The organism is Piscinibacter sp. XHJ-5 (assembly GCF_029855045.1).
Lineage (GTDB): Bacteria > Pseudomonadota > Gammaproteobacteria > Burkholderiales > Burkholderiaceae_C > Albitalea.
This window is the reverse complement of sequence record NZ_CP123228.1, coordinates 1,206,187-1,230,850: the sequence shown is the minus strand read 5'-3', so window position 1 is coordinate 1,230,850 and position 24,664 is coordinate 1,206,187. Positions and strand designations below refer to the sequence as shown.

Annotated in this window: 31 protein-coding genes; 6 read left to right on the top strand and 25 right to left on the bottom strand. The window is 68.1% G+C overall.

From position 1 onward, the window contains the following. The first annotated feature begins 106 nt into the window (after positions 1-106). Positions 107-1,033 (top strand): RNA polymerase sigma factor RpoH, encoded by a 927-nt coding sequence (gene rpoH / locus P7V53_RS05885; RefSeq protein ID WP_280154544.1) that lies wholly within the window; start codon positions 107-109, stop codon positions 1,031-1,033. A gap of 82 nt (positions 1,034-1,115) precedes the next feature. Here rpoH and P7V53_RS05880 read toward each other — a convergent pair whose 3' ends face one another. The 5 genes from P7V53_RS05880 to P7V53_RS05860 are packed head-to-tail and all read right to left on the bottom strand — an operon-like array spanning position 1,116 to position 5,140. After that, positions 1,116-1,721, bottom strand: a complete 606-nt coding sequence (locus tag P7V53_RS05880) for an SCO family protein (protein WP_280154543.1) — start codon at positions 1,719-1,721, stop codon at positions 1,116-1,118. Continuing rightward, positions 1,718-2,626 (bottom strand): heme o synthase, encoded by a 909-nt coding sequence (cyoE, locus tag P7V53_RS05875; RefSeq protein ID WP_280154542.1) that lies wholly within the window; start codon positions 2,624-2,626, stop codon positions 1,718-1,720. Before cyoE ends, P7V53_RS05880 begins: the two co-directional genes overlap by 4 nt. A gap of 17 nt (positions 2,627-2,643) precedes the next feature. Next, positions 2,644-3,804 (bottom strand): COX15/CtaA family protein, encoded by a 1,161-nt coding sequence (locus P7V53_RS05870; RefSeq protein WP_280154541.1) that lies wholly within the window; start codon positions 3,802-3,804, stop codon positions 2,644-2,646. 15 nt (positions 3,805-3,819) lie between these two features. Next, complete coding sequence (locus tag P7V53_RS05865; RefSeq protein WP_280154540.1) at positions 3,820-4,452, bottom strand: hypothetical protein; 633 nt, start codon at positions 4,450-4,452, stop codon at positions 3,820-3,822. A gap of 28 nt (positions 4,453-4,480) precedes the next feature. Next, the gene (locus tag P7V53_RS05860) at positions 4,481-5,140 is read right to left on the bottom strand and encodes an SURF1 family protein (RefSeq protein ID WP_280156450.1); all 660 of its coding nucleotides are present in this window, start codon (positions 5,138-5,140) and stop codon (positions 4,481-4,483) included. A 104-nt stretch (positions 5,141-5,244) separates the two neighbouring features. Between P7V53_RS05860 and P7V53_RS05855 the strand changes: the two genes are divergently transcribed. Next, positions 5,245-5,469 (top strand): DUF2909 domain-containing protein, encoded by a 225-nt coding sequence (locus P7V53_RS05855; protein WP_280154539.1) that lies wholly within the window; start codon positions 5,245-5,247, stop codon positions 5,467-5,469. A gap of 54 nt (positions 5,470-5,523) precedes the next feature. Here P7V53_RS05855 and P7V53_RS05850 read toward each other — a convergent pair whose 3' ends face one another. The 8 genes from P7V53_RS05850 to P7V53_RS05815 all read right to left on the bottom strand — a co-directional run bounded on the left by P7V53_RS05850 (position 5,524) and on the right by P7V53_RS05815 (position 11,934). Continuing rightward, on the bottom strand, positions 5,524-6,408 hold the full coding sequence (locus tag P7V53_RS05850; RefSeq protein ID WP_280154538.1) for a cytochrome c oxidase subunit 3: 885 nt from the start codon (positions 6,406-6,408) through the stop codon (positions 5,524-5,526). Positions 6,409-6,486: 78 nt separating this feature from the next. Continuing rightward, the gene (locus tag P7V53_RS05845) at positions 6,487-6,726 is read right to left on the bottom strand and encodes a DUF2970 domain-containing protein (protein WP_280154537.1); all 240 of its coding nucleotides are present in this window, start codon (positions 6,724-6,726) and stop codon (positions 6,487-6,489) included. Next, positions 6,723-7,337, bottom strand: a complete 615-nt coding sequence (locus P7V53_RS05840) for a cytochrome c oxidase assembly protein (RefSeq protein ID WP_280154536.1) — start codon at positions 7,335-7,337, stop codon at positions 6,723-6,725. Before P7V53_RS05840 ends, P7V53_RS05845 begins: the two co-directional genes overlap by 4 nt. Positions 7,338-7,344: 7 nt before the next feature. Continuing rightward, positions 7,345-7,458 carry a cytochrome oxidase small assembly protein gene (locus P7V53_RS05835; RefSeq protein ID WP_280154535.1) on the bottom strand — a complete coding sequence of 38 codons (114 nt, stop codon included), beginning with the start codon at positions 7,456-7,458 and terminating at the stop codon, positions 7,345-7,347. A gap of 22 nt (positions 7,459-7,480) precedes the next feature. After that, complete coding sequence (gene ctaD, locus P7V53_RS05830; RefSeq protein WP_280154534.1) at positions 7,481-9,106, bottom strand: cytochrome c oxidase subunit I; 1,626 nt, start codon at positions 9,104-9,106, stop codon at positions 7,481-7,483. Positions 9,107-9,135: 29 nt separating this feature from the next. Next, positions 9,136-10,257 carry a cytochrome c oxidase subunit II gene (coxB, locus tag P7V53_RS05825; protein ID WP_280156449.1) on the bottom strand — a complete coding sequence of 374 codons (1,122 nt, stop codon included), beginning with the start codon at positions 10,255-10,257 and terminating at the stop codon, positions 9,136-9,138. An 88-nt stretch (positions 10,258-10,345) separates the two neighbouring features. After that, positions 10,346-10,876 (bottom strand): DUF2244 domain-containing protein, encoded by a 531-nt coding sequence (locus P7V53_RS05820; RefSeq protein WP_280154533.1) that lies wholly within the window; start codon positions 10,874-10,876, stop codon positions 10,346-10,348. Positions 10,877-11,025: 149 nt separating this feature from the next. After that, positions 11,026-11,934, bottom strand: coding sequence for a methyltransferase domain-containing protein (locus P7V53_RS05815; protein WP_280154532.1), 909 nt, complete (start codon positions 11,932-11,934; stop codon positions 11,026-11,028). A 41-nt stretch (positions 11,935-11,975) separates the two neighbouring features. Here P7V53_RS05815 and P7V53_RS05810 point away from each other — a divergent pair, with 41 nt between their 5' ends. Together P7V53_RS05810 and trmL are read left to right on the top strand one after the other, a co-directional pair. Next, on the top strand, positions 11,976-12,695 hold the full coding sequence (locus tag P7V53_RS05810) for a ComF family protein (protein WP_280154531.1): 720 nt from the start codon (positions 11,976-11,978) through the stop codon (positions 12,693-12,695). A 5-nt stretch (positions 12,696-12,700) separates the two neighbouring features. After that, a complete protein-coding gene (gene trmL, locus P7V53_RS05805) occupies positions 12,701-13,171 on the top strand; it encodes a tRNA (uridine(34)/cytosine(34)/5-carboxymethylaminomethyluridine(34)-2'-O)-methyltransferase TrmL (protein WP_280156448.1) in 471 nt (156 codons plus the stop codon). 55 nt (positions 13,172-13,226) lie between these two features. Here the strand turns inward: trmL and P7V53_RS05800 are convergent, their stop codons facing one another. From P7V53_RS05800 to P7V53_RS05785, 4 genes are all read right to left on the bottom strand, one after another. Continuing rightward, positions 13,227-14,210 carry an NAD(P)H-dependent glycerol-3-phosphate dehydrogenase gene (locus tag P7V53_RS05800; protein ID WP_280154530.1) on the bottom strand — a complete coding sequence of 328 codons (984 nt, stop codon included), beginning with the start codon at positions 14,208-14,210 and terminating at the stop codon, positions 13,227-13,229. A gap of 6 nt (positions 14,211-14,216) precedes the next feature. Next, positions 14,217-14,690, bottom strand: a complete 474-nt coding sequence (secB, locus tag P7V53_RS05795; protein WP_280154529.1) for a protein-export chaperone SecB — start codon at positions 14,688-14,690, stop codon at positions 14,217-14,219. A 129-nt stretch (positions 14,691-14,819) separates the two neighbouring features. Then, positions 14,820-15,086, bottom strand: a complete 267-nt coding sequence (gene grxC / locus P7V53_RS05790; protein WP_280154528.1) for a glutaredoxin 3 — start codon at positions 15,084-15,086, stop codon at positions 14,820-14,822. A 21-nt stretch (positions 15,087-15,107) separates the two neighbouring features. Next, positions 15,108-15,521, bottom strand: coding sequence for a rhodanese-like domain-containing protein (locus P7V53_RS05785; RefSeq protein WP_280156447.1), 414 nt, complete (start codon positions 15,519-15,521; stop codon positions 15,108-15,110). 87 nt (positions 15,522-15,608) lie between these two features. Between P7V53_RS05785 and gpmA the strand changes: the two genes are divergently transcribed. Continuing rightward, positions 15,609-16,343, top strand: coding sequence for a 2,3-diphosphoglycerate-dependent phosphoglycerate mutase (gpmA, locus tag P7V53_RS05780; RefSeq protein ID WP_280154527.1), 735 nt, complete (start codon positions 15,609-15,611; stop codon positions 16,341-16,343). A gap of 3 nt (positions 16,344-16,346) precedes the next feature. On the opposite strand, the gene P7V53_RS05775 is transcribed toward gpmA, so the two are convergent. The 7 genes from P7V53_RS05775 to P7V53_RS05745 form a co-directional block, all read right to left on the bottom strand. Then, entirely contained in the window at positions 16,347-17,480 is a 1,134-nt protein-coding gene (locus tag P7V53_RS05775; protein WP_280154526.1) for an HD domain-containing phosphohydrolase, read from the bottom strand. A 137-nt stretch (positions 17,481-17,617) separates the two neighbouring features. Next, positions 17,618-18,370 carry a lysophospholipid acyltransferase family protein gene (locus P7V53_RS05770; protein WP_280154525.1) on the bottom strand — a complete coding sequence of 251 codons (753 nt, stop codon included), beginning with the start codon at positions 18,368-18,370 and terminating at the stop codon, positions 17,618-17,620. Position 18,371: 1 nt separating this feature from the next. Continuing rightward, the gene (locus P7V53_RS05765) at positions 18,372-19,667 is read right to left on the bottom strand and encodes a dihydroorotase (protein ID WP_280154524.1); all 1,296 of its coding nucleotides are present in this window, start codon (positions 19,665-19,667) and stop codon (positions 18,372-18,374) included. Positions 19,668-19,678: 11 nt separating this feature from the next. Beyond that, a complete protein-coding gene (locus P7V53_RS05760) occupies positions 19,679-20,641 on the bottom strand; it encodes an aspartate carbamoyltransferase catalytic subunit (protein ID WP_280156446.1) in 963 nt (320 codons plus the stop codon). Beyond that, positions 20,641-21,144, bottom strand: a complete 504-nt coding sequence (pyrR, locus tag P7V53_RS05755; RefSeq protein WP_280154523.1) for a bifunctional pyr operon transcriptional regulator/uracil phosphoribosyltransferase PyrR — start codon at positions 21,142-21,144, stop codon at positions 20,641-20,643. Before pyrR ends, P7V53_RS05760 begins: the two co-directional genes overlap by 1 nt. Continuing rightward, entirely contained in the window at positions 21,141-21,551 is a 411-nt protein-coding gene (gene ruvX, locus P7V53_RS05750; protein ID WP_280154522.1) for a Holliday junction resolvase RuvX, read from the bottom strand. The genes pyrR and ruvX overlap by 4 nt, the downstream gene beginning before the upstream one ends. Then, entirely contained in the window at positions 21,548-22,126 is a 579-nt protein-coding gene (locus P7V53_RS05745; RefSeq protein ID WP_280154521.1) for a YqgE/AlgH family protein, read from the bottom strand. The genes ruvX and P7V53_RS05745 overlap by 4 nt, the downstream gene beginning before the upstream one ends. A 34-nt stretch (positions 22,127-22,160) precedes the next feature. Between P7V53_RS05745 and P7V53_RS05740 the strand changes: the two genes are divergently transcribed. Next, positions 22,161-23,612, top strand: a complete 1,452-nt coding sequence (locus tag P7V53_RS05740) for a deoxyribodipyrimidine photo-lyase (protein ID WP_280154520.1) — start codon at positions 22,161-22,163, stop codon at positions 23,610-23,612. Here P7V53_RS05740 and P7V53_RS05735 read toward each other — a convergent pair. Further along, the gene (locus tag P7V53_RS05735; protein ID WP_280154519.1) at positions 23,609-24,634 is read right to left on the bottom strand and encodes a GGDEF domain-containing protein; all 1,026 of its coding nucleotides are present in this window, start codon (positions 24,632-24,634) and stop codon (positions 23,609-23,611) included. The two genes, P7V53_RS05740 and P7V53_RS05735, sit on opposite strands and share 4 nt — an antisense overlap. Between the last annotated feature and the right edge of the window lie 30 nt (positions 24,635-24,664).

Genomic DNA, 24,664 nt, shown 5'->3' with positions numbered 1-24,664 from the left:
CGATAGTGTTCGCTTACATTACTGTTGCGAAAACCGATCAGCACTCTTCCACCCAGAGTGCTAATATTCGCGGAACCGTGCCCGACAATGGGTATCTATGACCACCATGAACACCACATCCGCCTCCTCCGCCCTCACCGTCCGCGACCCGTGGGCGATGGTGCCGTCGCTGGGCAACCTGGATGCGTACATCTCCGCGGTCAACCGCTTGCCGCTGCTCACGCACGACGAGGAAATGTCGCTGGCGCGCCGCCTGCGCGAGCTCGGCGACCTGAACGCTGCCGGGCAGCTGGTGCTGTCGCACCTGCGGCTGGTCGTCTCCATCTCCCGCCAGTACCTGGGCTACGGGTTGCCGCACGGCGACCTGATCCAGGAAGGCAACGTCGGCCTCATGAAGGCCGTCAAGCGCTTCGACCCGGATCAGGGCGTGCGCCTGGTCAGCTATGCGATCCACTGGATCAAGGCCGAGATCCACGAGTACATCCTGAAGAACTGGCGCATGGTCAAGGTGGCGACCACCAAGGCCCAGCGCAAGCTGTTCTTCAACCTGCGCTCGATGAAGCAGAACCTGAAGGACGGCGCGACTGACGTCGACACCCACCGCTCCACGTTGACGCAAGGCGAGGTCGATACGGTCGCACGCGAGCTCAATGTCAAGCGCGAAGAGGTGCTCGAGATGGAGACGCGCCTGTCCGGCGGCGACGTGGCCCTCGAGCCGCAATCCGACGACAGCGAAGAGAGCTTTGCGCCGATCGCCTACCTGGCCGACGACAGCCAAGAGCCGACGCGCGTGATCGAGCGCCAGCACCGCGACTGGCTCGCGGGCGACGGCATTGCCCACGCCCTCGAAGCGCTGGATGCCCGCAGCCGCCGAATCGTCGAAGAGCGCTGGCTGAAGGTGAACGACGACAGCTCAGGCGGCATGACGCTGCACGAGCTGGCCAGCGAATATGGCGTCAGCGCCGAGCGCATCCGGCAGATCGAAGTCGCCGCAATGAAGAAGATGCGCAAGGCGCTCGCCGAAGCGGCCTGATCCCTGCCGCTGCAGGTGGCGAACGACGCGGACTTCGGTCCGCGTCTTCGTTTGCGGGCGCCCATGGCGCGACCGCAGGTCTTCAACCCGCTGCCAGCAGCGCCTTCACGTCGGCCGCCAGCGGCTCGATGCCCCCGCCGTAGCGCTCGAACAGCCGCACACGGCCCTGTGCGTCGAACACGTACGAGCCGGCGGTGTGGTCCATCGTGTAGCTGCCCTCGGTCTTGCCCGGCGACTTGGCGAAGAACACCTTGAAGGCCTTCGCCACCTCCTTCGTCTGCTCGGGCGTGCCGCGCAACGCGACGAAGCCGGGGTCGAAAGCGCCCACGTACGACTTCAGCGTCTGGGGCGTGTCGCGCTCGGGGTCGATGGTGACGAAAACGCCCTGCAGGCGGTCGCCCTGCGGGCCGAGCCCTTTCTTGAGCTGCGCCAGTTCGGCCATCGTCGTCGGGCAGACGTCGGGGCACTGCGTGTAGCCGAAGAAGACCACCGTCACCTTGCCCTTGAAGTCGTCGTTGGTGCGCATGCGGCCTTCGGTGTCGGGCAGCGCGTAGCGGTAGTCCGCACCCGTGATGTCGACGCCGTTGAACTTGGGCGCGTTCGCCGGCGCCGTCAGCCCCAGCTTGTCGCAGCCTGCCAGCAGCGCGCTCGCCGCCAGCGATGTGATCAGCAGGCGGCGTGACGTCATAGCAGCGGGCTCACGTAGTGATCCACCAGCAGCGCGGCGAACAGCAGCGACAGGTGGATGATGGAAAAGCGGAAGGTCTTGCGCGCAAGCTGATCGGAGTATTTCCGCCACAGCTTCCACGCATGCCAGGTGAAGGCGGCCCCGAGCAGCACCGCCGACACGAGGTAGATGACGCCGCTCATGCCCGCAATGAAAGGCAGCAGCGTGCCCGCGAACAGCACCAGCGTGTACAGCAGCACGTGCAGTCGGGTGAACTCGTTGCCGTGGGTCACCGGCAGCATCGGCAGGCCCGACTTGCGGTAGTCCTCGGCGCGGTAGAGCGCCAGCGCCCAGAAATGAGGTGGCGTCCAGAGGAAGATGATCAGGCAAAGGATCAGTGCCTCGGGGCTCACCTCGCCCCGGATCGCGGTCCAGCCGAGCACGGGCGGCATGGCGCCGGAGGCGCCGCCGATGACGATGTTCTGCGGCGTGAGCGGCTTCAGCACAACGGTGTAGACGACCGCATAGCCGACGAAGGTGGCGAAGGTGAGCCACATCGTCAGCGGGTTCACGAACACGTAGAGCAGCACGCTGCCGGCCGCGCACAGCGTGGTCGAGAACGCCAGCGTCTGCGTGTTGGTGAGTTCGCCTTTCGCCGTGGGACGCCAGGCCGTGCGGGCCATCTTCGCGTCGATGCCCTGCTCGACGAGGCAATTGAAGGCGGCAGCCGCGGCGGCCACCAGCCAGATGCCGACCGTGGCGGCCAGCGCGGTCTTCCAGTCGGGCAGGCCCGGCACCGCCAGCAGCATGCCGATCACCGCGCAGAACACGATGAGCTGCACCACGCGCGGCTTCGTCAGCGCATAGAACTGCCGCACCCGAGAGGGATGCGCAAGAGCGGCGGAGGTGGAAGCGGTGTGGGCCATGACGGAGCGCGGATTTTCTACGAAGCCGCGACCGAAGCGGCGGCCGACGAGCCGGACAGCTCAGGCGCAGCCTGCCGCTGGGCCTGGTGGGCGCGCGCCAGCAGCATGGTCAGCAGGGTCACCAGCGCGGCCGCACCGCCCGTATGCGACACGGCCGCGACCAGCGGCCAGCCCAGCACGACGTTGCCGAGGCCGGTACCGAACTGCCATGCCGCCACCCCGAGCAGGCCCCAGGCAAATCGCCGTGCCGCGCCCAGGCGGCTGGCGATCAGGCGCCAGGCCAGCAGTGCCAGGGCGGTGAGCACCACCAGGGCGCCCCAGCGATGCACCATGTGAATGGCCGTCAGGGCGGCGAACGGAATGGCGTCGCCGTCGTGGCCGATGCCAAGCTCCCTTCGCACCGTGAACCCGTGGGCGAAATCCATCGCAGGCCACCAGCTGCCCTGGCAAGTGGGGAAATCAGAGCAGGCGAGCACCGCGTAATTGGTGCTGACCCAGCCGCCCAGCGCCGCCTGCGCGACGGCGAGCGCGAACACGAGCCATGCGCCGGCATGCAAGCCGCGCGACAGCGCGACCGGTGCGGCCCGATAGCCCTCGCTTTGCGCCGCCAGCAGCGCCAGCAAGCCCAGTCCGCCGAGCAGGTGCACGGTGACGATGGCCGGATACAGCTTCATCGTCACCGTCAGCGCGCCGAAGGCGCCTTGGAGGCACACCCAGAGCAAGGTCACGCTGGCCCACCACGGCGAAACCGCGGCGCTGCCTCGACGTGCTGCCCGCCAGCTGGCGATCGCAAGCACCGTGATGAGCACCCCCACGCCAGTCGCCAGATAGCGATGGACCATCTCGATCCAGGCCTTGCCATGCGTCACCGGACCGGTCGGCATCGCGGTCTGCGCGGCCTCGATGTGCGCCTGCGCGCCAACGGGGCTGGCGTTGCCGTAGCAGCCCGGCCAGTCGGGACATCCCAGCCCCGAATCGGTGAGGCGCGTGAAGGCGCCGAACAGCACCAGGTCGAAGGTGAGGAACAGCGTCAGCCAAGTCAGCGCACGCAGGCGCGACGAGGCGTGGGGGCCGCGGTGGCGCAGCCACACCCAGGCCAGCGGTCCCAGCGCGATCACGACCCCCAGCAGCGCCAGCCGCAAGGCCGGCGCGAGGTCGTACAGCGTCCGTGCTTCCATCACGTCGTGCCGATCTCAGCGTCCGGGCCGGTCCCACGAGGCGGACGCGCGCAGCAGGCGCTCTATGTCCTTCTTCAGCCGTGCCGGATCGGGATCGGGCGGCACGCGCATCATCCACTGCCCCATCGGGTCGACGATGTAGAGATGATCGGCCAGCGACCGGCCAGACGCCGGCGTGAGCCATTTCGCGAGCGCCTCGCGCGGCACGCGCAGCACCGTCGCCGGCTGACCGGGGGCGATCGCCTGCAGCACCTCGGGACGCGGCGTACCACCGTCGGGAATGAGCCAGACCTTGTCGAGCCGAGCCTTGTCGGCGCCCAGCGTCTCCCGCAGCTGACGCTGCAGGAACAGGTGCTTCTCGCAGGTGGCGTCGCAGGCAGCATCGGCCACCACGACGAGCAGCCATTGGCCGCGCAGGCTTGCCGGCGCGACCGTCTCGCCGGACAGAGTGGACAGCGGCAGCCGGGCCGGCAGCTCGACGGTCGGGGTGATCAGCTCGCCATAGTTGTTGCGCGCCTGGGGCTTGACCACGAAGTACGCGAAATACGAGGCGACCACCGGGGCGGCGCACACCGCCAGCACGCCGAACATCTTCCAGCGGCCGCTCGCGGTGCGCCGAGCCGTGTCGCTGAGCACCGGCGACGGCATCGAATGCACGGTCAGGCTGAGCAGCGAGTCACGCGCTGCGCCGGAAGCGGGGGCGGAGGAGTTGGAACCAGACATACAAACCTGCCATCAGGGCGCACAAGGCAAACCACTGGAACGCGTAGCCATAGTGCTTGTGAACATCGACCGCCGGACGCGGCCATTGGCGGGCGAGGCCATCTTCGGGACCCGCGTCCTGCACCACCGAGAGCGGCGGAAGCTGCACGCCGATTTCGGCGGCATAGGCGCCCAGATCGAGATTCTGACGGATCGTTCCCGACGCCGCCCCGTCGAATTCGTACAGCCGGGCCGGGGGCGGGGCAATGCGCCCAGCGAGCTCCACCTCGCCCGGCGGTGTCGCGACCGCGGGCAAGCGCGTCCTGTCGTTGACGTCGCGCGGCACCCAGCCGCGCTGCACGACCACGGCGCCGCCGCCTGCGAGCGCAAGCGGCGTCACGACGAAGAAGCCGGGGCGCCCGTTCATCTGGCGGTTGTCGAGATAGACCGTGGCGCGCTCGATCCAGCGGCCGCGCAGCGCGACCCGCCGGTGCACGATGTCGTCGAGGCGGGTCCCGAGATCGGCCGCGCCGAGCACGTAAAGCGTGGCGCGCTGCTCGATGGCCTGCTCCAGCGCAACTTTCTGCGCCGCACGGTCGAGCTGCCATACCCCGAGCCGCGCCGTGAGCGCCATCCCGGCCAACGTGGCCAGCAGCACGACGACGCGCCTCGATGCGGGGGAAAGGGTCACGGGGTCACGCGCTCACGGTGCAGGACGGGCAACGATAATGAGATCGCATGAAAACCGTGATCGTCATCGCGTTCATCGCCATCCTGAGCGCACTCGCCTTCGCCGGCGTGGCGATGATCCGCAACCGGGAGGCCGAAGGGCGCCCCAAGAAGCCGACGATGATGCGCGCCCTGGCGCTGCGCGTGGCGCTTTCGGTAGCGCTGTTCCTCGGCATTCTGCTGGCCTACAAGCTGGGATGGATCGTGCCGACCGGGGTTCCCGCCGGTCGCTGAAGCGTCAAGAAAAACGCCGCGAACCGCGGCGTTTTTGTCGGGCGCTGCGGCGCTTCAGAACCAGTAGACGATGACGTACAGCCCCAGCCACACGACGTCGACGAAGTGCCAGTACCAGGCCGCGCCTTCGAAACCGAAGTGGCGCTGCGGCGTGAAGTGGCCCCGCATGATGCGGATGGTGATGAACAGCAGCATCAGCATGCCGACGAACACGTGGAAGCCGTGGAAGCCCGTCAGCATGAAGAAGGTCGAGCCGAAGATGCCGGAGTCCAGACGCAGGTTCAGCTCGTGGTAGGCGTGGTAGTACTCGTAACCCTGCAGCCCGAGGAACAGCACGCCCAGCAGCACGGTGACCCACATCCAGCCGACGGTCAGGCCGCGCTTGCCGGCGATCAGTGCGTGGTGCGCCAGCGTCAGCGTGACGCCCGAGGTCAGCAGCAGCGCGGTGTTGATGGTGGGGATGGGCCACGGGCCCATCGTCACGAAAGGCTCGATGGTGCCGGCCGGCGATGCGGTGGCGCCGGGCTGCAGGCTGGGCCACACCGCCTTGAAGTCGGGCCAGAGGATGGCGTTCTGCAGGCTGCCCAGCACCGGAATGCTGTAAAGCCGCGACCAGAACAGCGCGCCGAAGAAGGCGCCGAAGAACATGACCTCGGAGAAGATGAACCAGCTCATCGCCCAGCGGTACGACACGTCGATGCGGTCGCCGTAGAGGCCGCCTTCGCTTTCGCCGATGGCCTGGCGGAACCAGCCTTGCATGGTGTAGGCCCAGAACAGCAGGCCGAACAGCACCAGGAACTTGCCCCAGTCGGCGCCGTTGATCCACTGGCCGGCGCCGAAGATGACGAAGAACAGCCCAGTGGCCGCCATCACCGGGAAGCGCGAGGGCGCCGGGACGAAGTAGTAGGGCGTGTGCCCGTGTTGCGTCGCTGCCGACATGATTTCTCCTGATACCGAATTGCTTGTCTGTATTCCGTTCGCGGCGCGTCGATCAGGCGCCGCTGCCCAAGATTGGGATCATCCCGCCACCCCGCTGGTCAGCACCCAGTTCACCAGCACGACCAGCAGCACGATGAAAAGCACCGCGCCGATCACGCCGGCGATGATCACGTGCACCGGGTTGAGCTGGCTCACGTCCTTCTCGTACTCCGCCGACTTGCGCACGCCGAAGAACGACCACGCCACCGCGCGCAAGGTCTGCAGGAACGAGCCCTTGCGACGCACTGCGTCGTGCAGATCGCGCCGGGGGCCCGTCATGACTGCGGCCCCTGCGTCTTCGCGGCGGCCAGCGGCGCGGCCGGAACCTTGCCGCCGACTTCGAAGAAGGTGTACGACAGCGTGATGGTGGTCACGTCCTTCGGCAGCTTGGGATCGATGACGAACACCACCGGCCATTGCTTGCTTTCGCCCGGCTGCAGCGTGTATTCGTTGAAGCAGAAGCACTCGAGCTTGTTGAAGTGCGCCGTGGCCTGCTTGGGCGCATAGCTCGGAATGGCCTGCGCAGCCATCGTGCGCGACTGCCGATTGCGGAACTCGTACATCACGGTGGCGAGCTCGCCAGGATGCACCTGCAGGCTGCTCTGCGCCGGCTTGAAGTCCCAGGGGCCGCGCGCATTGGCGTCGAACTCGATGGTGATGGTCCGGGAGCGGTCGATCTGGGTGTTGGGCGCCGCCTTCGACGTGCCCGGAACGGCCCGTTCGGACACCGACAGCACGTTGATGCCCAGGGCCGAGCAGATTGCGCGGTACACCGGCACGAGCGCATAGCCGAAGGCGAACATCAGCGCCGCGATGACCGCAAGCTTGCCCACCATGCGCAGGTTGTCGCTGCGCAAGGCGGTGTCGGGTTCGCGGGGCAATGGCGTCATGGCGATGTCAGCGGCCCAGCAGGACCGCCTTGGCGATGAAACCGACGAACAGGGCCACCGCGACCGACGCGAGGATCAGCGCGAGTCGCAGGTTCTGCTTCTTGCGGTCTTCGGGCGTCATGACTGCACGCACTTGAAATCGCTCAGCCGATGACCTTGGTCGCTGCCGCATTCAGCTTGGGCGGCGTCTCGAAGGTGTGGAAAGGCGCCGGCGACGGCACTTCCCACTCGAGACCTTCGGCACCCTCCCACGGCTGCTGCGGCGCCTTCTCGCCCTGGCCCCGCATCATCGGCACCACGACGAAGAGGAAGAAGTACACCTGCATCAGGCCGAAGCCCAGCGCGCCGAGCGAGGCGACCACGTTGAAGTCGGTGAACTGCAGCGGGTAGTCGGCGTAGCGGCGCGGCATGCCGGCCAGGCCGAGGAAGTGCATCGGGAAGAAGGTGACGTTGAAGAAGATCAGCGAGCCCCAGAAGTGGATCTTGCCGCGCGTCTCGTTGTACATGACGCCGGTCCACTTGGGACCCCAGTAATACACCCCGGCGAACATCGCGTACAGCGAGCCCGCCACCAGCACGTAGTGGAAGTGCGCGACGACGTAGTAGGTGTCCTGCAGCTGGATGTCGACGGGCGCCATGGCCAGGATGAGGCCGGTGAAGCCGCCGATGGTGAACACGAAGATGAAGCCGACGGCGAACAGCATCGGCGTCTCGAACGTCATCGAGCCTCGCCACATCGTGGCGATCCAGTTGAAGATCTTCACACCGGTCGGCACCGCGATCAGCATCGTCGCGTACATGAAGAACAGCTGGCCGGTGACCGGCATGCCGGTCGTGAACATGTGGTGCGCCCACACGATGAACGACAGGATCGCGATCGAGGCGGTGGCGTACACCATCGAGGTGTAGCCGAACAGGCGCTTGCGCGCGAACGCCGGCACGATGGCGCTCACGATGCCGAACGCCGGCAGGATCATGATGTAGACCTCGGGGTGACCGAAGAACCAGAAGATGTGCTGGTACATCACCGGGTCGCCGCCGCCGGCCGGATTGAAGAACGTGGTTCCGAAGTGGCGGTCGGTCAGCGTCATCGTGATGGCGCCCGCGAGCACCGGCATCACGGCGATGAGCAGATAGGCGGTGATCAGCCAGGTCCAGCAGAACAGCGGCATCTTCATCAGCGTCATGCCGGGCGCGCGCATGTTCAGGATGGTGACGATGATGTTGATCGAGCCCATGATCGAGCTGGCGCCCATGATGTGCAGCGCGAAGATGGCCGCATCCATCGACGGGCCCATCTGCAGCGTCAACGGGGCATACAGCGTCCAGCCGGCAGCCGGCGCGCCGCCGGGCATGAAGAACGAGATGACGATCATCAGCGCGGCCGGGATCAACAGCCAGAAGCTGAGGTTGTTCATGCGCGCGAACGCCATGTCGGAGGCACCGATCTGCAGCGGGACCATCCAGTTCGCGAAGCCGACGAAGGCCGGCATGATGGCCCCGAACACCATGATCACGCCGTGCATCGTCGTCAGCTGGTTGAACAGCTGCGGATTGACGAACTGCAGGCCCGGCTGGAACAGCTCAAGGCGGATGCCCAGCGCCAAGATGCCGCCGAAGATGAACATCGTGAACGAGAACAGCAGATACAGCGTGCCGATGTCCTTGTGGTTCGTCGCGTAGACCCAGCGGCGCCATCCGTGCGGGTGGTCGTGCGCGTGATCGTGTTCGTGACCGTGGTCACCGTGGTGGGGAAGTACAGCGCTCATGGCGATCGATTCCTTGTTCGGCGAGTTCTTTACTGCTTGCGCGCGGTGGCGACGTCACCGGGCTGCACCAGCTGCCCCGTGGCGTTGGACCAGTGGTTCTTCGTGAAGGTGGTGACGGCGGCGATCTCGGTGTCGCTCATCGCCTGCCAGGACGGCATGCCCTTGTCGGTTCCCTTCAGCAGGATGTGCAGCTGCTTGCTCTTGTCGGCGTCGAGCACGACGCTGGAGCCGTCCAGGGCCTTGATGGGGCCGCCGCCCTTGCCGTTGGGCTGGTGGCACTGCGCGCAGTTCGCGTTGTAGACCTTTTCGCCGCGGGCCTGCAGTTCGGGCAGCGTCCAGATCTTGTTGGGATCGTCCGCCTTGGCAGCCAGCTTCTTCTTCTCGCCTTCGACCCACTTGGTGTACTCCTCGGCGGAGACGACCTTCACGTGGATGGGCATGTAGGCGTGCTCCTTGCCGCACAGCTCGGCGCACTGGCCGTAGTAATCGCCGGTCTTCTCGGCGCGGAACCAGGTGTCGCGCACGAAGCCGGGGATGGCATCCTGCTTGACGCCGAAGGCCGGCACCATCCAGGCATGGATCACGTCCGAGGCGGTGGTGATGATGCGGATCTTCTTGTTCACCGGCACGATCAGGGGGTTGTCGACCTTCAGCAGGTAGTCGTCGCCCTGCGGCTTGCCGGAGTCGGACATCTCGCGATGGGTGACATCGAGGGTGGAGACGAAGCCGATGCCCTCGCCTTCGCCCTTCAGGTAGTCGTAGCCCCACTTCCACTGGATGCCGGTGGCCTTGATGGTGAGATCGGCGGCGCTGGTGTCCTTCATGGCGACCACCGCCTTGGTGGCCGGCAGCGCCATCAGGATGACGATGAGGAAGGGCACGATGGTCCAGATGATCTCGACCGTGGTGCTTTCGTGGAAGTTCGCGGGCTTGGCGCCCTTGGATTTGCGGTGCTTGACGATCGAATAGAACATCACCGCGAAGACGCCGATGAAGATCACCAGGCAGATGACCAGCATGAAGTGATGCAGCCATCGCTGCTCGGCGGCGATCGCGGTGATCGGCGGATGCAGGTCGAGCTGGTTGACCGCCGGTCCGCCCGGCAGGTCCTTGACGGCCGACGCGGCCGTCGCGAGCGAGGTGGCGAGCATGGCGCCCGCACCGAGCGCCCACCGCGAGAGCGTCTGCCAAAGTGCTTTCATCGTCTTCATCGTCGTCACTTCAGTTCAAGAATTCCGTTCACTGCGCGCCGAAGGGGCCGCCCAGTCTCGAATGGCGCAGCGCCGTCCGCAACTCATCGGCCAGTTGCGGCCGCAGCTCGGGGCGCACGTAGCGCCCCACCGCGATCCTGCGACCCTGGCCCGACAGCTCCACCAGCGAGCCGTCTCCCGCCTGCGGCTCCACCCGCACCCACTGCGGCTGGAACTCCACCCTCTCCACCCGGCTGCCCGACGCGAGCTCGACGGTCAGACGATCGTCGCGCAGCGCGATGAACTCGTTGTCGGCGGCGTGGCGCGCATAGACCAGCATCGCCACACCGACCGCCACCAGTTCCACCCAGGCGAACGGCATCACCATCCGGGCGCCGTACCACCAGAAGAACGACGCAACGGCAAGCGACAACGCGCAAAGCACCGAGTAGAAACCGAGCAGCTGACGAGGTGCCAGCGAGCAGTTGCGCTTGAGCTTCCACTCGACCGCCCACTCGCCCGCCGGACCGCTCGACTCGTGGCCGAAGCGGTACGCGTGGACTGAGGGGGACCGCCCCATGGCATGGGACGTACCGGTTGAGGTGGTTGCCGACATACCGCTGCGTACTCGCTTCCACACAAGGCACCCAGCGCCTCAAAAACCAACCGATGCGCGGGCTGCCCGACCGTCAACCTGAGGATTTTAGCGCAGCGAAGGTGGCCGGCCGACTACTTGCGGCGACCCGACCGCACCAGCGTGCGCATCTCATCGAGCGACACCGTCGTCGGCTCGCCCGCCTGCGCACGCGGCAGCGCCCTGAAGGCATGGCCGTAGGCGACCTCGAAGCCGAGGCTCAAGCGCCCGTCGGTGCCGGCGAGCGACTGCAGCGCGCGCTCCAGGGAAGCCTTCCAGCGAGGCGTGCGCAAACCGGCCGGGCGCGAGGGTGATGCGTTGGCGCCGAGCGTCCGCAGCTCGGCGAGGGCGGCCTGCGGCGTCGACCAGCTCAGCCGCAGCGTCTCCTGGTCCATCACCGGATCGGCGAAGCCGGCCCGCACCAGCATGTCGCCGAGGTCGTGCATGTCGACGAAGTCGGCGGCCGGCGGCGGCCACCCGCAGCGCGCGTAGAGCTCGCGAAGCTCGCGCAAGGTGTCGGGCCCCAGGCAGGAGAACATCACGAAGCCGTCGGCCGACAGCGCGCGCTGCCAGCGCGCAAGGAGCGCCGGCGGATCCTTGACCGCGTGCAGCATCATGTTGGCCCACACGAGCTGCACCGGTGCAGACAGCTCGTCGCGCTCGAGCTGGACGACCGGCGACGCGGAGAGCAGCCGCCTTGGCGACCACCACGGCGCGCGGCCTGCTTCGCGGCGCCATGCGGCGAGTTCCGGCGTCGGCTCCACTGCGACGATGTCGGCCTGTGGATAGGCCGCGCGCAGCAGCGCTTCGCTGGCGCCGAGAAACGACCACCAGTCGGCGATGCGCTGCGGCTGCAGCCGGATCAGCGCGAGCCGCTCGGCCATGCGCCGTGCCACTTCGCCGTGAAGCCACGGCGCTTCGCCGCGGCGCGCCAGGCGCCGCAGCGCGGCCGATACCGCGATTTCGTCGAGACGCCTCGATGGCGTGGGATCGAGCTCGGCCATGGGGCGGCAGTATATTGACCGCGTCCTCCTCCGAGCCGATCTTGGTCCTCGCTTCACTGCTCACCCGCACGCGCGCCCTGGCCTTGCCGACCCAGTGCGCGCTGTGCTTCGAATGGGGCCGCGACCGCGTCTGCGGCGCCTGCCGCGAGCGCTTCATCCGCGCCATTGCGCGCTGCCGGCAGTGCGCCTTGCAGGTGCCCGAGGGAACGACGGTCTGCGGTGCCTGCGTCAAGCAGCCGCCCCCGTTCGACGCGGCGCTCGCTGCGCTCGACTACGCACATCCGTGGGACCGCCTCATCGGCCGCTTCAAGTTCCACGCGGCGCTCGACCTCGTGGCGCCGTTGGCGACGAGCCTGCTCGAGGCATGGCGGCACAGCGGCCTGCCGCGTCCTGAGCTGCTGGTGCCCGTGCCGCTGTCCGCTTCGCGACTGCGCGAGCGCGGCTACAACCAGTCCTGGCAGATCGCGCGACGGCTCGCGCGATGGCTGGGCTGTCCGGCCGACGACGCACTGCTGCTGCGCATCAAGGACACGCCCCACCAGCTCGCCTTCCCGCCCGACCGCCGCGCGGCCAATGTGCAGGCGGCGTTCATGGTCGAGCCGCGACGTCCGCCAGGGTTGCGCGCCGAGCGCATCACCGTCGTCGACGACGTGATGACCACCGGCGCCACTGCAGCGGAGATCGCGCGTGTGCTCAAGCAGGCCGGCGCCGCGCAGGTCGACGTGTGGGTGCTGGCGCGCACCCCGGCACCGAGCGAGTGAGCGACATGTTCCGCATCGTGCTCGTCCATCCGGAAATTCCGCCGAACACCGGCAATGTGATCCGCCTCGCCGCCAACACCGGCTGCACGCTGCATCTGGTGGAGCCGCTGGGGTTCTCGATGGAGGACAAGCTGCTGCAGCGCGCGGGCCTCGACTATCACGAGTACACGAGCGTGCATCGGCATGCCTCGTGGCCCGCTTTCGTGGCCGAGGCGCAACCCCAGCGCGAGCGCATGTTCGCCTTCACGACGCGGGCGTCGCGGCCCCTGGCCGATGTCTCGTGGCGACCGGGCGACTGGCTCGTCTTCGGCGCCGAGACCGCGGGATTGCCCCAGGCGGTGCGCGGGGAGTTCGCCGATGCGCAACGTGTGCGGCTGCCGATGCTGGCGGGCCAGCGCAGCCTCAACCTCAGCAATGCAGTGGCGGTGGCGGTGTTCGAGGCGTGGCGGCAGAACGGCTACGCCGGTTCCACATAGCCCTTGCTGCGCTGTACGACGGCAGCCTGGATGACGCTGTCGTGGTTCGTCTCGCTCAATGTTCGGGCCGCGCCTCGCGACCCATCAGTTGCTCGACCGCCTGCCGCGGCGTGATGCGGCCATCGAGCACCTCGACCACCGCTTGGGCGATCGGCATCTCCACCCCGTGCACGCCGGCCCGCTGGCGCACCATGGCGGCGCTGTAGACGCCCTCGGCCACATGGCCCAGCTCGCGCAGGATCTGCGCCAGCGGCTTGCCCTGGGCCAGCAACAGGCCGACCTTGCGGTTGCGCGAGAGGTCGCCGGTGGCGGTGAGGACCAGATCGCCCAGCCCGCTCAGCCCCATGAAGGTTTCCGCCTGCGCGCCGAGCGCAAGACCCAGGCGCGTCATCTCGGCCAGGCCGCGGGTGATCAAGGCAGCGCGGGCGTTGAGGCCCAGCTGCATGCCATCGGCGATGCCGGTGGCGATGGCCAGCACGTTCTTCACCGCCCCGCCCACCTCGACGCCGATCGGATCGCTCGAGGTGTATACGCGCAGGCTGTCGCCGTGCAGCGCTGCGACCGCTTCCTCGCACAGGGCCGCGTCGGCGCTGGCGGCCACCAGCGCCGTGGGCTGGCCGCGCGCGACTTCGATCGCGAAGCTGGGCCCGGAGAGCACGCCGACGCGCGCGCCAGGACACACGCTGCGCGCGATCTCGTGCCCCAGAGCGCCGGTCCCTTCCTGGAAACCCTTGCAGAGCCACAGCACGCCGGGCGCATCGGCCGGCAGGCGCGCGAGCGTCGCGGCGAGGCCCGACATCGGCGTGGCGATGACGATGAGTCCATCCCGCGCGTGCGTCACCGCGGCATCGAAGTCGTCGTCGATCTGCAGCTCAGGTGGCAACGCCACGCCGGGCAGGTAGCGCTCGTTGCGCCGCTCGCCCCGCATGCGCTCGGCCTGCGCGGCGTCACGCGCCCAAAGCCGCGTCGCGTGGCGCGCGCCGATGCTGATCGCCAGCGCAGTGCCCCAGGCGCCGGCGCCGAGGACGGTGAGATTCACCTCGGATCAGTTGACGCCGGTGATGATCCCCGGGCCGTTGGGCTGCTGCAGCTGCTGCGCGCGCTGCGCTTCGTACATCGCCTGGAAGTTGACTTCCGACAGGATCACCGGCGGGAAGCCGGCGCGCGTGCAGATGTCGGAGACGACGGCGCGCAGGTACGGGTACACGATGCCCGGGCAGGCGATGCCGATGATCGGTTGCAGCTGGTCTTCGGGGATGTTGCGGATCTCGAAGATGCCGGCCTGCTTGGCCTCGACCAGGAAGAGCACCTTGTCCTTCACCTTGGTGGTGACGGTGGCGGTCACACTCACTTCGTACACGGCATCGGCGACCGGCTCGGCGGCCAGCGCGAGGTTGATGTCGACCTGGGGCTGCGCCTGCTCGAGCAGGATCTGCGGGGAGTTGGGTTGCTCCAGCGACAGGTCCTTCAGGTAGATGCGCTGGATCTGGAATACGGGGTTCTGGTTGTCGTCAGCCATGGCGGTCTCGCAGTCGAAAGAAAGCCCGCGGCGGGGATGGGCGGGCTGGAGGGCGAATTATGAACGAGCACCATGACGCGCCGGCCGCCGCATCGATGAGCGCAGAAGGGGAAAAAGACCGGGGTGAGACTAGGCCGCGCCGCCGTTCAGCAGCGGCGCGAGGCCGCCGCGCTGGTCGAGTGCGATGAGGTCATCGCAGCCGCCGACATGCATGTCGCCGATGAAGATCTGCGGCACGGTCCGGCGGCCTGTCACCTGCATCATGGTCTGCCGCTCGGCGGGGTTCAGGTCCACGCGGATCTCTTCGATCTCGTGCACGCCGCGCTGCTTGAGAAGCATCTTGGCGCGTATGCAGTACGGGCATACCTGCGTGGTGTACATCTTCACGTGGGCCATTCTTGTACCTCGGGACCGGAATCAGGCCGCCGACTTTTCGACCGGCAGATTGGCTTCGCGCCATGCGGCGAAGCCGCCCGCCAGTGCGCGGCTGTTTTCGTATCCCAGTTTTTGCAGGATACCGACGGCCCGCGCGGCGCGCGCGCCGGTCGGGCACAACACCACGAGCGGCAAGGCCTTGTTCTTCGGCAGCTCGCCGGAGGTCTCGAGGTTCGCCAGCGGCACGTTCTTCGCGCCGGCCGCATGGCCCGCGGCGTATTCGGCCGGCTCGCTGACGTCGATCAGCTGCGCCTTCTCGCGGTTGATGAGCATCACCGCTTCGCTGGGGCTGAGCTTGGGACCCGTGACGCCGCGCTGCAGCAGCGGCCACAGCAGCAGCCCGCCCGATGTGGCCGCGGCGAGGAACAGAAACCAGTTGTCGATGAAGAACTTCACGTCGCGGCCCGGGGTTGATATCGCCTGGTGGCAAAGCCGCAGATTATAGAATTGCGGGCTTTTCCAGGCCCACTCCCACCCTGCCCCATGCACAAGCTCGTCCTCATCCGCCACGGCGAATCGACCTGGAACCTGGAGAACCGCTTCACCGGCTGGACCGATGTGGACCTGACGCCCACCGGCGTCGAGCAGGCCCGGCAGGCCGGTCGGCTGCTGAAGGCCGAAGGCTACGACTTCGACGTGGCCTACACGTCGGTGCTCAAGCGCGCCATCTGGACGCTGTGGTACGCGCTCGAGGAAATGGATCGCACCTGGCTGCCCGAGGTGAAGAGCTGGCGCCTCAACGAGCGGCACTACGGCGGCCTGCAGGGGCTGAACAAGGCCGAGACGGCCAGGAAATACGGCGACCAGCAGGTGCTCGTCTGGCGCCGCAGCTACGACGTGCCACCGCCAGGGCTCGAAGCCGACGATCCGCGCAGCGAGCGCGCCGATCAACGCTACGCAGGGATCGAGGTTCCGCTCACCGAGTGCCTGAAGGACACCGTGGCGCGCGTGCTGCCCTACTGGAACAGCGAGCTCGCGCCGGCCATCCAGAGCGGCAAGCGCGTCCTGATCTCCGCCCACGGCAACAGCATCCGCGCGCTGGTCAAGTATTTGGACAACATCTCCGACAACGACATCGTCGGGCTGAACATCCCGAACGGCATCCCGCTGGTCTACGAACTCGACGCCGGTCTGAAGCCGATCAGGAGCTACTACCTCGGCGATGCAGAAGCGGCCGCCAAGGCAGCCGCCGCGGTGGCCAACCAGGGCAAGGCCTGAGCGTTATTCCGGCAGGCCGTAAAGGCGCTCCGGCGGCATCCTGAGCACCAGGCCCTTGTCGCTGACCGCCGCAACGATGGCGAACTCGGGCCTGGCCGTATCGCGCACGACGGTGTTGACCACCGGCATGCCGCTGCGGTCGGTGATGCTGGCTGCCATCGGCGTGCTGGCGTTGACGCTGCGGCGCACCACCACCGCATGCTCGCCCGACTTGAGCCTGACCAGCTCGCCCGGCGGGTAGATCCCCACCTCCTTGACGACGGCGGCCGCGATCGCGGACCCCTGCTCTTCCTGAAAGAGCTGGCGCGCCGCCAGCTGCGTGGGCATCGGCGCCCGTGTCGCACGCGGGCTGATCTTGGCCATGAACACGTCGACGCCGCGCAGCAGTCGCGCCAGCTCGATCGGGTCGGTGATGCGATTCGGATAGCCGCTGCCATCGGCCCTCTCGTGGCTTTGCAAGACGGCGGCCAGCCACAGCTCGTCGACGATGCCGGCAGCTCGCAGCAACTCGGCGCTCCTGGCTGGATGCTCGGCCAGCAGCGCCCGCTGCGCGGCCGTGGGCGGCACGCCCTGCGCCGCCAGCCGGCCCTGCAGTTCCAGCGTAGCGATGTTCATCGTGAGCGCAGCCTTCACTGCGGTCAGCAGCATCGGCCCGTCCCAGCCGAGACGACGGCCCACGAGCAGGCAGATCAGCGCGCAGTGGATGGCGTGGGCGAGGCCGTAGATCGACAGCCGCTTGGGGTCCTGCCGCACGCACAGGTAGATGGCGATGTCGGCATCGCGGTCGGTGAGCGCCATGACGTGCTGCGCGAGCTCGTCTGCGCGCGCGTCGAAGCCGGGCTCCCCGGTGCTGCGAAGCAGGCGGTCGAGCTGCCACAGCGCGCGCTCCCACAGCGTGAACAGATTGACCGGCCGCTGCTGCTGGCGCTGCTTCTCCGCGTCGGCCGCCCGCTTGACGGCCGCGCGCGCTTCCTCGACATCGACGAAGGCGCCGCGTTCGAGGATTGCGCCCAGCTGGGCGGCGTCGGCGATGACATGTCCCTGCGCCAACAGCAGCTTGCCGTGAGCATCGCGCACGCCCCAGGGCAGCGGTTCGCCCAGCTTCACCAGGTTCTGCACCAGCTTCAGCAGTTGCATGCGGGCCCTCGATCGCAACTCCGACGAGCGGAGCCGGTTCGTGCGGGCTTCCTTCTTTCCAACCTCCAACAGGAAGGTTCAGTATCGGCAAGCCGGGGACATCGGCAAACCCCGATGAACCCCGTCTTTTCCGGCCATCACGCCGTGGAGCGGCAGTCTTTCACGCCCAGGGCATGCGTGATGCGAAGGTGCAGAAGCTCCGCAAGCGCGCGGCGCTCGGTATGCGCGACGGCCTCGGGCGGCAGCCAGGTCACGTGCGCTCGCAGGCCGGAGGCGGTCACGATGGCCCACACCGATTGCGCGAGCGTCGTGTCGCCGATGTACGCGGCCGCGACGCTGACCTCGTGCGCCGCATCGGCGAATCGCAGCGCCACCGGCTGCACCGGCGTCTCGGTGGAGATCGCGGCCTGCAGCAGGTTGGCGTGGAACGGGAGCAGCCCGCGGCCATCGCTGGTCGTCCCTTCGGGAAACACGGCAATGGTCTTGCCGGACGCCAGCGCCTGCGCCACCTGGTGGACGACGCGCAGCGCATCGCGCTTGCGCTCGCGTTCGATGAACAGGGTCCCGGCACAGGCCACCAGCCAGCCGATCAGCGGCCAGTGGCGCACGTCGGCCTTGGAGACGAAGCGGACCGGCCGCACCGCATTGATGGCCAGGATGTCGAGCCACGAGATGTGGTTGGCCACCACCAGCGTCGCCCCGCCGCGCGGCGTTCCCTGCGTGTGCAGCGCAATGCCCAGCAGGCGCAGGAGCTTCGCGCTCCACCAGCCGACGCGCGCCAGCCGCTGAGCGTCGTCGAGGAAGGGGAACTGCAGCGCCGCGATCAGCATCCCGTGCAGCAGGTGCACGGCAGCGCGGGCGATGCGCCACGCGGCGCGCAGCGAACGCAAGTCAGGCCGCCTCGTGTGCGACGTTGCCCGACACCAGCGTGCACTTCACGCGGCCGGGCAGCTCGTGGCCGGCGAACGGCGTGTGCTTGCCCTGGCTCTTCAGGCGGCGCGGCTCGACCACCCAGCGCTCGCCCGGATCGAACAGGCACAGGTCGGCCACGCCGCCGGCGACCAGCTTGCCTGCGCTGGACGCCAGCGATCCCAGCGACTCGCCCATCACGTGGACCGGCGCGCTGGTCAGCTTGGCGAGCGTTCGGGCCAGCGGCTGCTGCGTCTCTTCGCCCCAGCGCAGCGCGAGGCCGAGCAGCAGCTCGAGCGCGGTCGCCCCGGGTTCGGCCTCTGCGAACGGAAGCGTCTTCATGTCCTCGTCGACCGGGGTGTGGTCGCTGACCAGCGCGTCTATGGTGCCGTCGGCGAGACCGGTGCGAATCGCGTCGCGGTCGCGCTGCTGGCGCAGCGGCGGCGTCAGCCGCATCGCCGCGTCGAAGTAGCCGATGTCGACGTCGGTGAGGTGCACGTGGTTCACGCCGACGTCGCAGGTGATCGGCAGCCCCTCGGCCTTGGCGCGGCGCACGAGCTCGATGCCGGCGGCGCTGCTGAGCCGGCACAGGTGCACACGGGCCTGGGTGTCGCGCACCAGCTCGAAGATGGTGTTCAGGGCGATGGTCTCGGCAATCACCGGCACGCCGGACAAGCCCATGCGCGTGGCCAGCGGCCCCTTGGCCGCGACGCCGGTTCCGAGGAAGGCATCCTGCGGCCTCAGCCAGGTGGTGTAGCCGAAGGTGGCCGCGTACTGCAGCGCCCGGTGCAGCACCAGCGTGTCCTTGACCGGCACCTCGGCCTGCGAGAAGCCGACGCAGCCGGCCTCGGTGAGCTCGGCCATCTCGGTGAGCACCTCGCCCGCCAGACCGCGGGTCAGCGCGCCCAGCGGATACACGTGCGCCTGGTTCAGGTTGCGCGCCCGGAACTTCAGCATCTCGACGAGGCCGGGCTCGTCGAGCACGGGGTCGGTGTCAGGCAGGCACACCAGGCTGGTGACCCCGCCGGCCACTGCAGCCGCCATCTCGCTCTCCAGCATGCCTTCGTGCTCGTGCCCCGGCTCGCGCAGCCGCACCGCGAGGTCCACCAGCCCCGGCGCGACGACCAGACCGCTTGCATCGATGGTGCGATTGGGGTGGAAGTCGCGGTTGGACGCACCGATGGACACGATGCGCCCCGCGGCGATGGCGATGTCGGCCGTCTCGTCGCGGCCCGAGGCCGGATCGATGACGCGGCCGTTCTGGATCAGGATCTTCATATGCGTGTGCCTCAGGCCACGTTTCCGGCGATGGTCGACATCACCGCCATGCGCACCGCGATGCCGAAGGTGACTTGCGGCAGGATGACGCTCTGCTTGCCGTCGGCGACCGACGAGTCGATTTCGACCCCGCGGTTGATCGGCCCCGGGTGCATGACGATGGCGTCGGGCTTGGCCATCGCGAGCTTGTCCTCGGTGAGGCCGTAGTTCTTGAAGAACTCGCCGGCGCTGGGCAGCATCGCGCCGCTCATGCGCTCGTTCTGCAGCCGCAGCATGATGATCACATCGGCGCCACGGATGCCTTCGGCCATGTCGTGGCACACGCGCACTCCCATCTCGCGAAGATCGCCGGGCACCAGCGTCTTGGGCCCCACCGCGCGCACCTCGGGCACGCCGAGCGTGGTCAGGGCATGGATGTCGGAGCGGGCCACGCGCGAATGCACGATGTCGCCCACGATCGCGACCGTGAGCCCGGTGAAGTCCTGCTTGTAGTGCCGGATCGTGTACATGTCGAGCAGGCCCTGGGTCGGGTGCGCATGGCGGCCATCGCCCGCGTTGACCACGTGCACGTGCGGTGCGCAGTGCTGCGCGATCAGGTAGGGCGCACCGCTCTCGCCGTGGCGCACGACGAACATGTCGGCGTGCATCGCCGACAGGTTGGCGATGGTGTCGAGCAGGCTTTCGCCTTTTGCGGTGGAGGAGCGCGCGATGTCGAGGTTGATGACGTCGGCCGAAAGACGCTTGGCAGCGATCTCGAACGTGGTGCGGGTGCGCGTGCTGTTCTCGAAGAACAGGTTGAACACGCTTTTGCCGCGAAGCAGCGGCACCTTCTTCACTTCGCGCTCATTGACGCTCAGGAAGGTGCCCGCGGTGTCCAGGATCTGGTGGATCACTGCGCGCGGCAGGCCCTCGATCGACAGCAGGTGGATCAGCTCGCCGTGCTTGTTGAGCTGGGGGTTTCGGCGCGACGGCATCATTCGCCTTCCTCGATGTTGAAGCTGAAGCGGCCGCTGTCGTCGCGCACCAGCGAGAGCCGGCGCTGCGGCGGCAGCGTGACGCGCGCGGCCGAATAGGCCGGCTGGATCGGCAGCTCTCGCCCGCCGCGGTCCACCAGCACCGCCAGCGTCACGCTCGCCGGCCGGCCGAAATCGAACAGCTCGTTGATCACCGCGCGCGTCGTGCGCCCGGTGTAGAGCACGTCGTCGATCAGCACGATGTGGCGGCCCTCCACCTCGAAGGGCAGGCGGGTCTGGCCGGCGCCCGCGGTGAGGCCGCGCTTGTCGAAGTCGTCGCGGTGCAGCGCGCTGGAGATGACGCCCGGCTCGCCGTCGAGCTTCAGCTCGCGCTGCAGGCGCTCGGCAAGCCAGGCGCCGCCGGACCAGATGCCGACCAGCGCCGCGTTGTCCTGCAGCAGGCTGCGCACGCCGCCGACCAGGTCGCGGTACAGCGCTTCGGCGTCGAGGTGAAGAGTGCTCATGGCAAGGTTCTCAAGAATTGCTCGAGGATGATGGCCGCCGCCGCCCCATCGGCGTCGGCCGCGCCCGCCGCTTGCGCCTCGGTGGTCGTGTACCGCTCGTCGACCTCGTGCACGGGGAGGTGGAAGCGGCCGTGCAGCTGGCGCGCGAAGCGCCGCGCGCGCCCGGTATTGTCGTGTGCCGCGCCGTCCGGGTGAAAGGGCACGCCGACGACCAGCGCATCGGGTTTCCACTCGGCCACGAGCCGGGCGATGGTGTCGAAGCGCGGCGCACCGGTGGCAGCGATGGTGCGCAGCGGCTGCGCGGTGCGCGTCACGGTGTTGCCCGATGCCACGCCCACGCGGTGCGTGCCGAAATCGAAAGCGAGGAAGGTGCGGTGAGCGGAAGGCATGGGCGGCAACGCGCTCATGCGTGTCCCGCCTCCTGGCTCAGCATGCGCGGGTCGATGCCCAGCAGGGACAGCGCCCTGTCGTAGCGCTGCTCGACCGGCGTGTCGAAGATGATCTCCGGCTGCGCGCCGACGTTGATCCAGCTGTTGCGCTTCATCTCGTCTTCGAGCTGACCGGCGCCCCAGCCGCTGTAGCCGAGGGTGACCAGCACCTTCTTCGGACCCGCGCCGTGCGACAGCGCCTCCAGCACATCCTTGCTGGTGGTCATCTCGAGGCCGCCTGGAATCTGCAGCGACGAGTTGTAGTGGCCGCCGTCGCCGTCCAGCCTTTCGTGCAGCACGAAGCCACGCTCGGTTTGCACCGGGCCGCCGAAGAACACCGGCTCCTCGGCCAGGTCGTCGCGGTCGAGCGTGAGCTCCACCTTCTCGAACAGGTTCTTCAGCTTGATGTCGATCGGCTTGTTGATCACCAGTCCCAGCGCACCCTTGTCGGTGTGCTCGCACAGGTAGATGACGCTGCCGGCGAACATGTCGCCCGCCAGACCCGGCATGGCGATCAGGAAGTGGTTGGTGAGGTTGATACCGCCGGAGGACATGCGCGCATTTTATTCCTGCGGCAGACTGGACGGCATGGACGATGCGCTGGGTGCCGCGATGGTCTGGTTTCGCCGCGACTTGCGTGCCGACGACCATGCCGCGCTGTCGCATGCGCTGCGGGCCGCGCGCCGCGTGTGGTGCGTGTTCGTGCTCGACCGACACATCCTCGATCCGCTGCTGCAGCGCGGGCTGCGCGCGGACCGGCGCGTCGAGTTCATCGTCGACAGCCTCGCCGACCTGGACGCGCAGATCGCGGCGCTGGCCGCGGCGCAGGGTGGACACGCCGGGCTCATCGTCCGCCACGCCGTCGCGCGCGAGGAGATCCCGCGCCTGGCGCGGATGCTGCAAGTCCAGGCCGTCTATGCCAACCACGACGACGACCCCGCAGCGCTCGAACGCGATGCCGCGGTGCGCGGCGCGCTGGCGGACGCCGGGATCGCCTTCCACACGAGCAAGGACCACGTGGTGTTCGAGCGCAGCGAGCTGTTGACGGCCGGCGGTCGCCCCTACAGCGTCTTCACGCCTTACAAGAAGGCCTGGCTGAAGCAGCTCGATACCTACCGCCTCGAGCCCCACACGGTCGCCAGGCATGCCTCGGCGCTGGCGGCGGTACCGCCCGAGCTCGCGGCGCCGCCTCCCACGCTGCAGGCGATCGGCTTCGAGACGACGAACCTGCACGCGCTGCGGCTGCCGGCCGGCTCGGACGGCGCCCATGCGCTGCTCGTCGACTTCCTGCACCGCATCGACGACTACGACACCGCACGCGATTTCCCGGCGCGGAAGGGGCCGAGCTACCTGTCCGTGCACCTGCGCTTCGGCACGATCTCGGTACGCAGGCTCGTGCGCGAGGCCTGGGAGCGCATGCAGGCGGGATCGCGCGGCGCGGCAGTGTGGCTGTCGGAGCTGATCTGGCGCGAGTTCTACCAGCAGCTGCTGCACCACCATCCGCACGTCGTCGGCCGCGCCTTCAAGCCTGCATACGACGCGATCCGCTGGGAGCGAGGCCAGCGCGCCGACACGCTGTTCGCGGCCTGGTGCGAGGGCCGAACGGGCTATCCGCTGGTCGACGCGGCGATGGCGCAGATCAACGGCACCGGCTACATGCACAACCGGCTGCGCATGGTGACGGCGAGCTTTCTCGTGAAGGACCTCGGCATCGACTGGCGCCGCGGCGAGCAGTACTTCGCCGATCACCTGATCGACTACGAGCTCGCGTCGAACAATGGCGGCTGGCAGTGGGCGGCGGGCACCGGCTGCGACGCGCAGCCGTGGTTTCGCATCTTCAACCCGGTGCTGCAAAGCCGCCGCTTCGACCCGCAGGGCAAGTTCATCCGGCGCTACCTGCCGCAGCTCGCATCACTGCCCGACACGCTGGTCCATGCGCCATGGGAGGCCGGGGTGGCCGTCGACGGCTATACGCCACCGATCGTGATGCACGAGGAGGCGCGGGAGAGAACCCTGCAGCGCTACGCCGTCGTCGGCTAGAACAGCTCGACGTCGCCGATCTTCTCCGAGACCTCGAGCTCGCCGCGCGCGATCAGCTCGGCGTGGCTCTGCACCTGGTTGCGGCCGTGCGTCTTCGCCCAGTAGACCGCCTTGTCGGCGCGCTCGATCGCGGAGCTGGGCGAGTCGCCGGAGCGCAGCTCGGAGAAGCCGATGCTGACGGTGATGTGCCCGACCTGGGGAAAAGAGTAAGCCAGCGTGTTGGAGCGCAGGCGTTCGAAGGCGCGCTTGGCGTCGGTATCGGTGTCGCAGCGCATCAGCACGACGAATTCCTCGCCGCCGAAGCGGTACAGCCGGTCGTGGAAGCGGAAGCTGCTTCGCATCAGGCGCGACAACAGCAGGAGCACCTCGTCGCCGATCAGGTGGCCGTAGCTGTCGTTGACGGTCTTGAAATGATCGATGTCGATCATGCCGAGCCAGTAGCGGCTGCCCGGACCCGCGGCGCGGCGTGGGTCGTTGCTGGGCGACGGCGCCGGAAGCATCGACGAAATCTTGAGGAAGCTCTCGTCGAAGGTCTTGCGATTGAGCAGGCCGGTCAGGGTGTCCCGTTCGCTGTAGTCGAGCAGGCCCTGGAAATTGCGGTAGATGCGCAGGATGCTGCACACCATGCGCTGCGCCTCGGCCTGCAGAGGACCTTCCGTGACGAGCTCGAGCACGCCGACCACCTCGCGGTCGGTGGCCAGGGGAAACACCGCCAGGCCGGCACCGCCTTCGTGCGTCACCACGGTCTGCCCCGTCAGGGCTTCGCAGCGGGCCGGGTGCTGCGACAGCGCGGGCAGGCTGTCGAGATCGACCCAGACCGGGTCGGCCGTGGCCACCGCGTCGCTCTCGCTCAGTCGAGCCCGGGTGAGCCAGCGCTTGTTGTCGCCGTCGCCGACCATGCGGTAGATCGCGACCGAGCGGGGGTGCAGCAAATCGCGGAATGCGCCGGCGAGCGTGACGTCGAGGACGTCACGGTCGCGAAACCCTGTCAACTCCGCGAGATGCTCGACCAGTTCGGACATGAAGTTCGTTGCACTGCTTCTTCTAGCGCC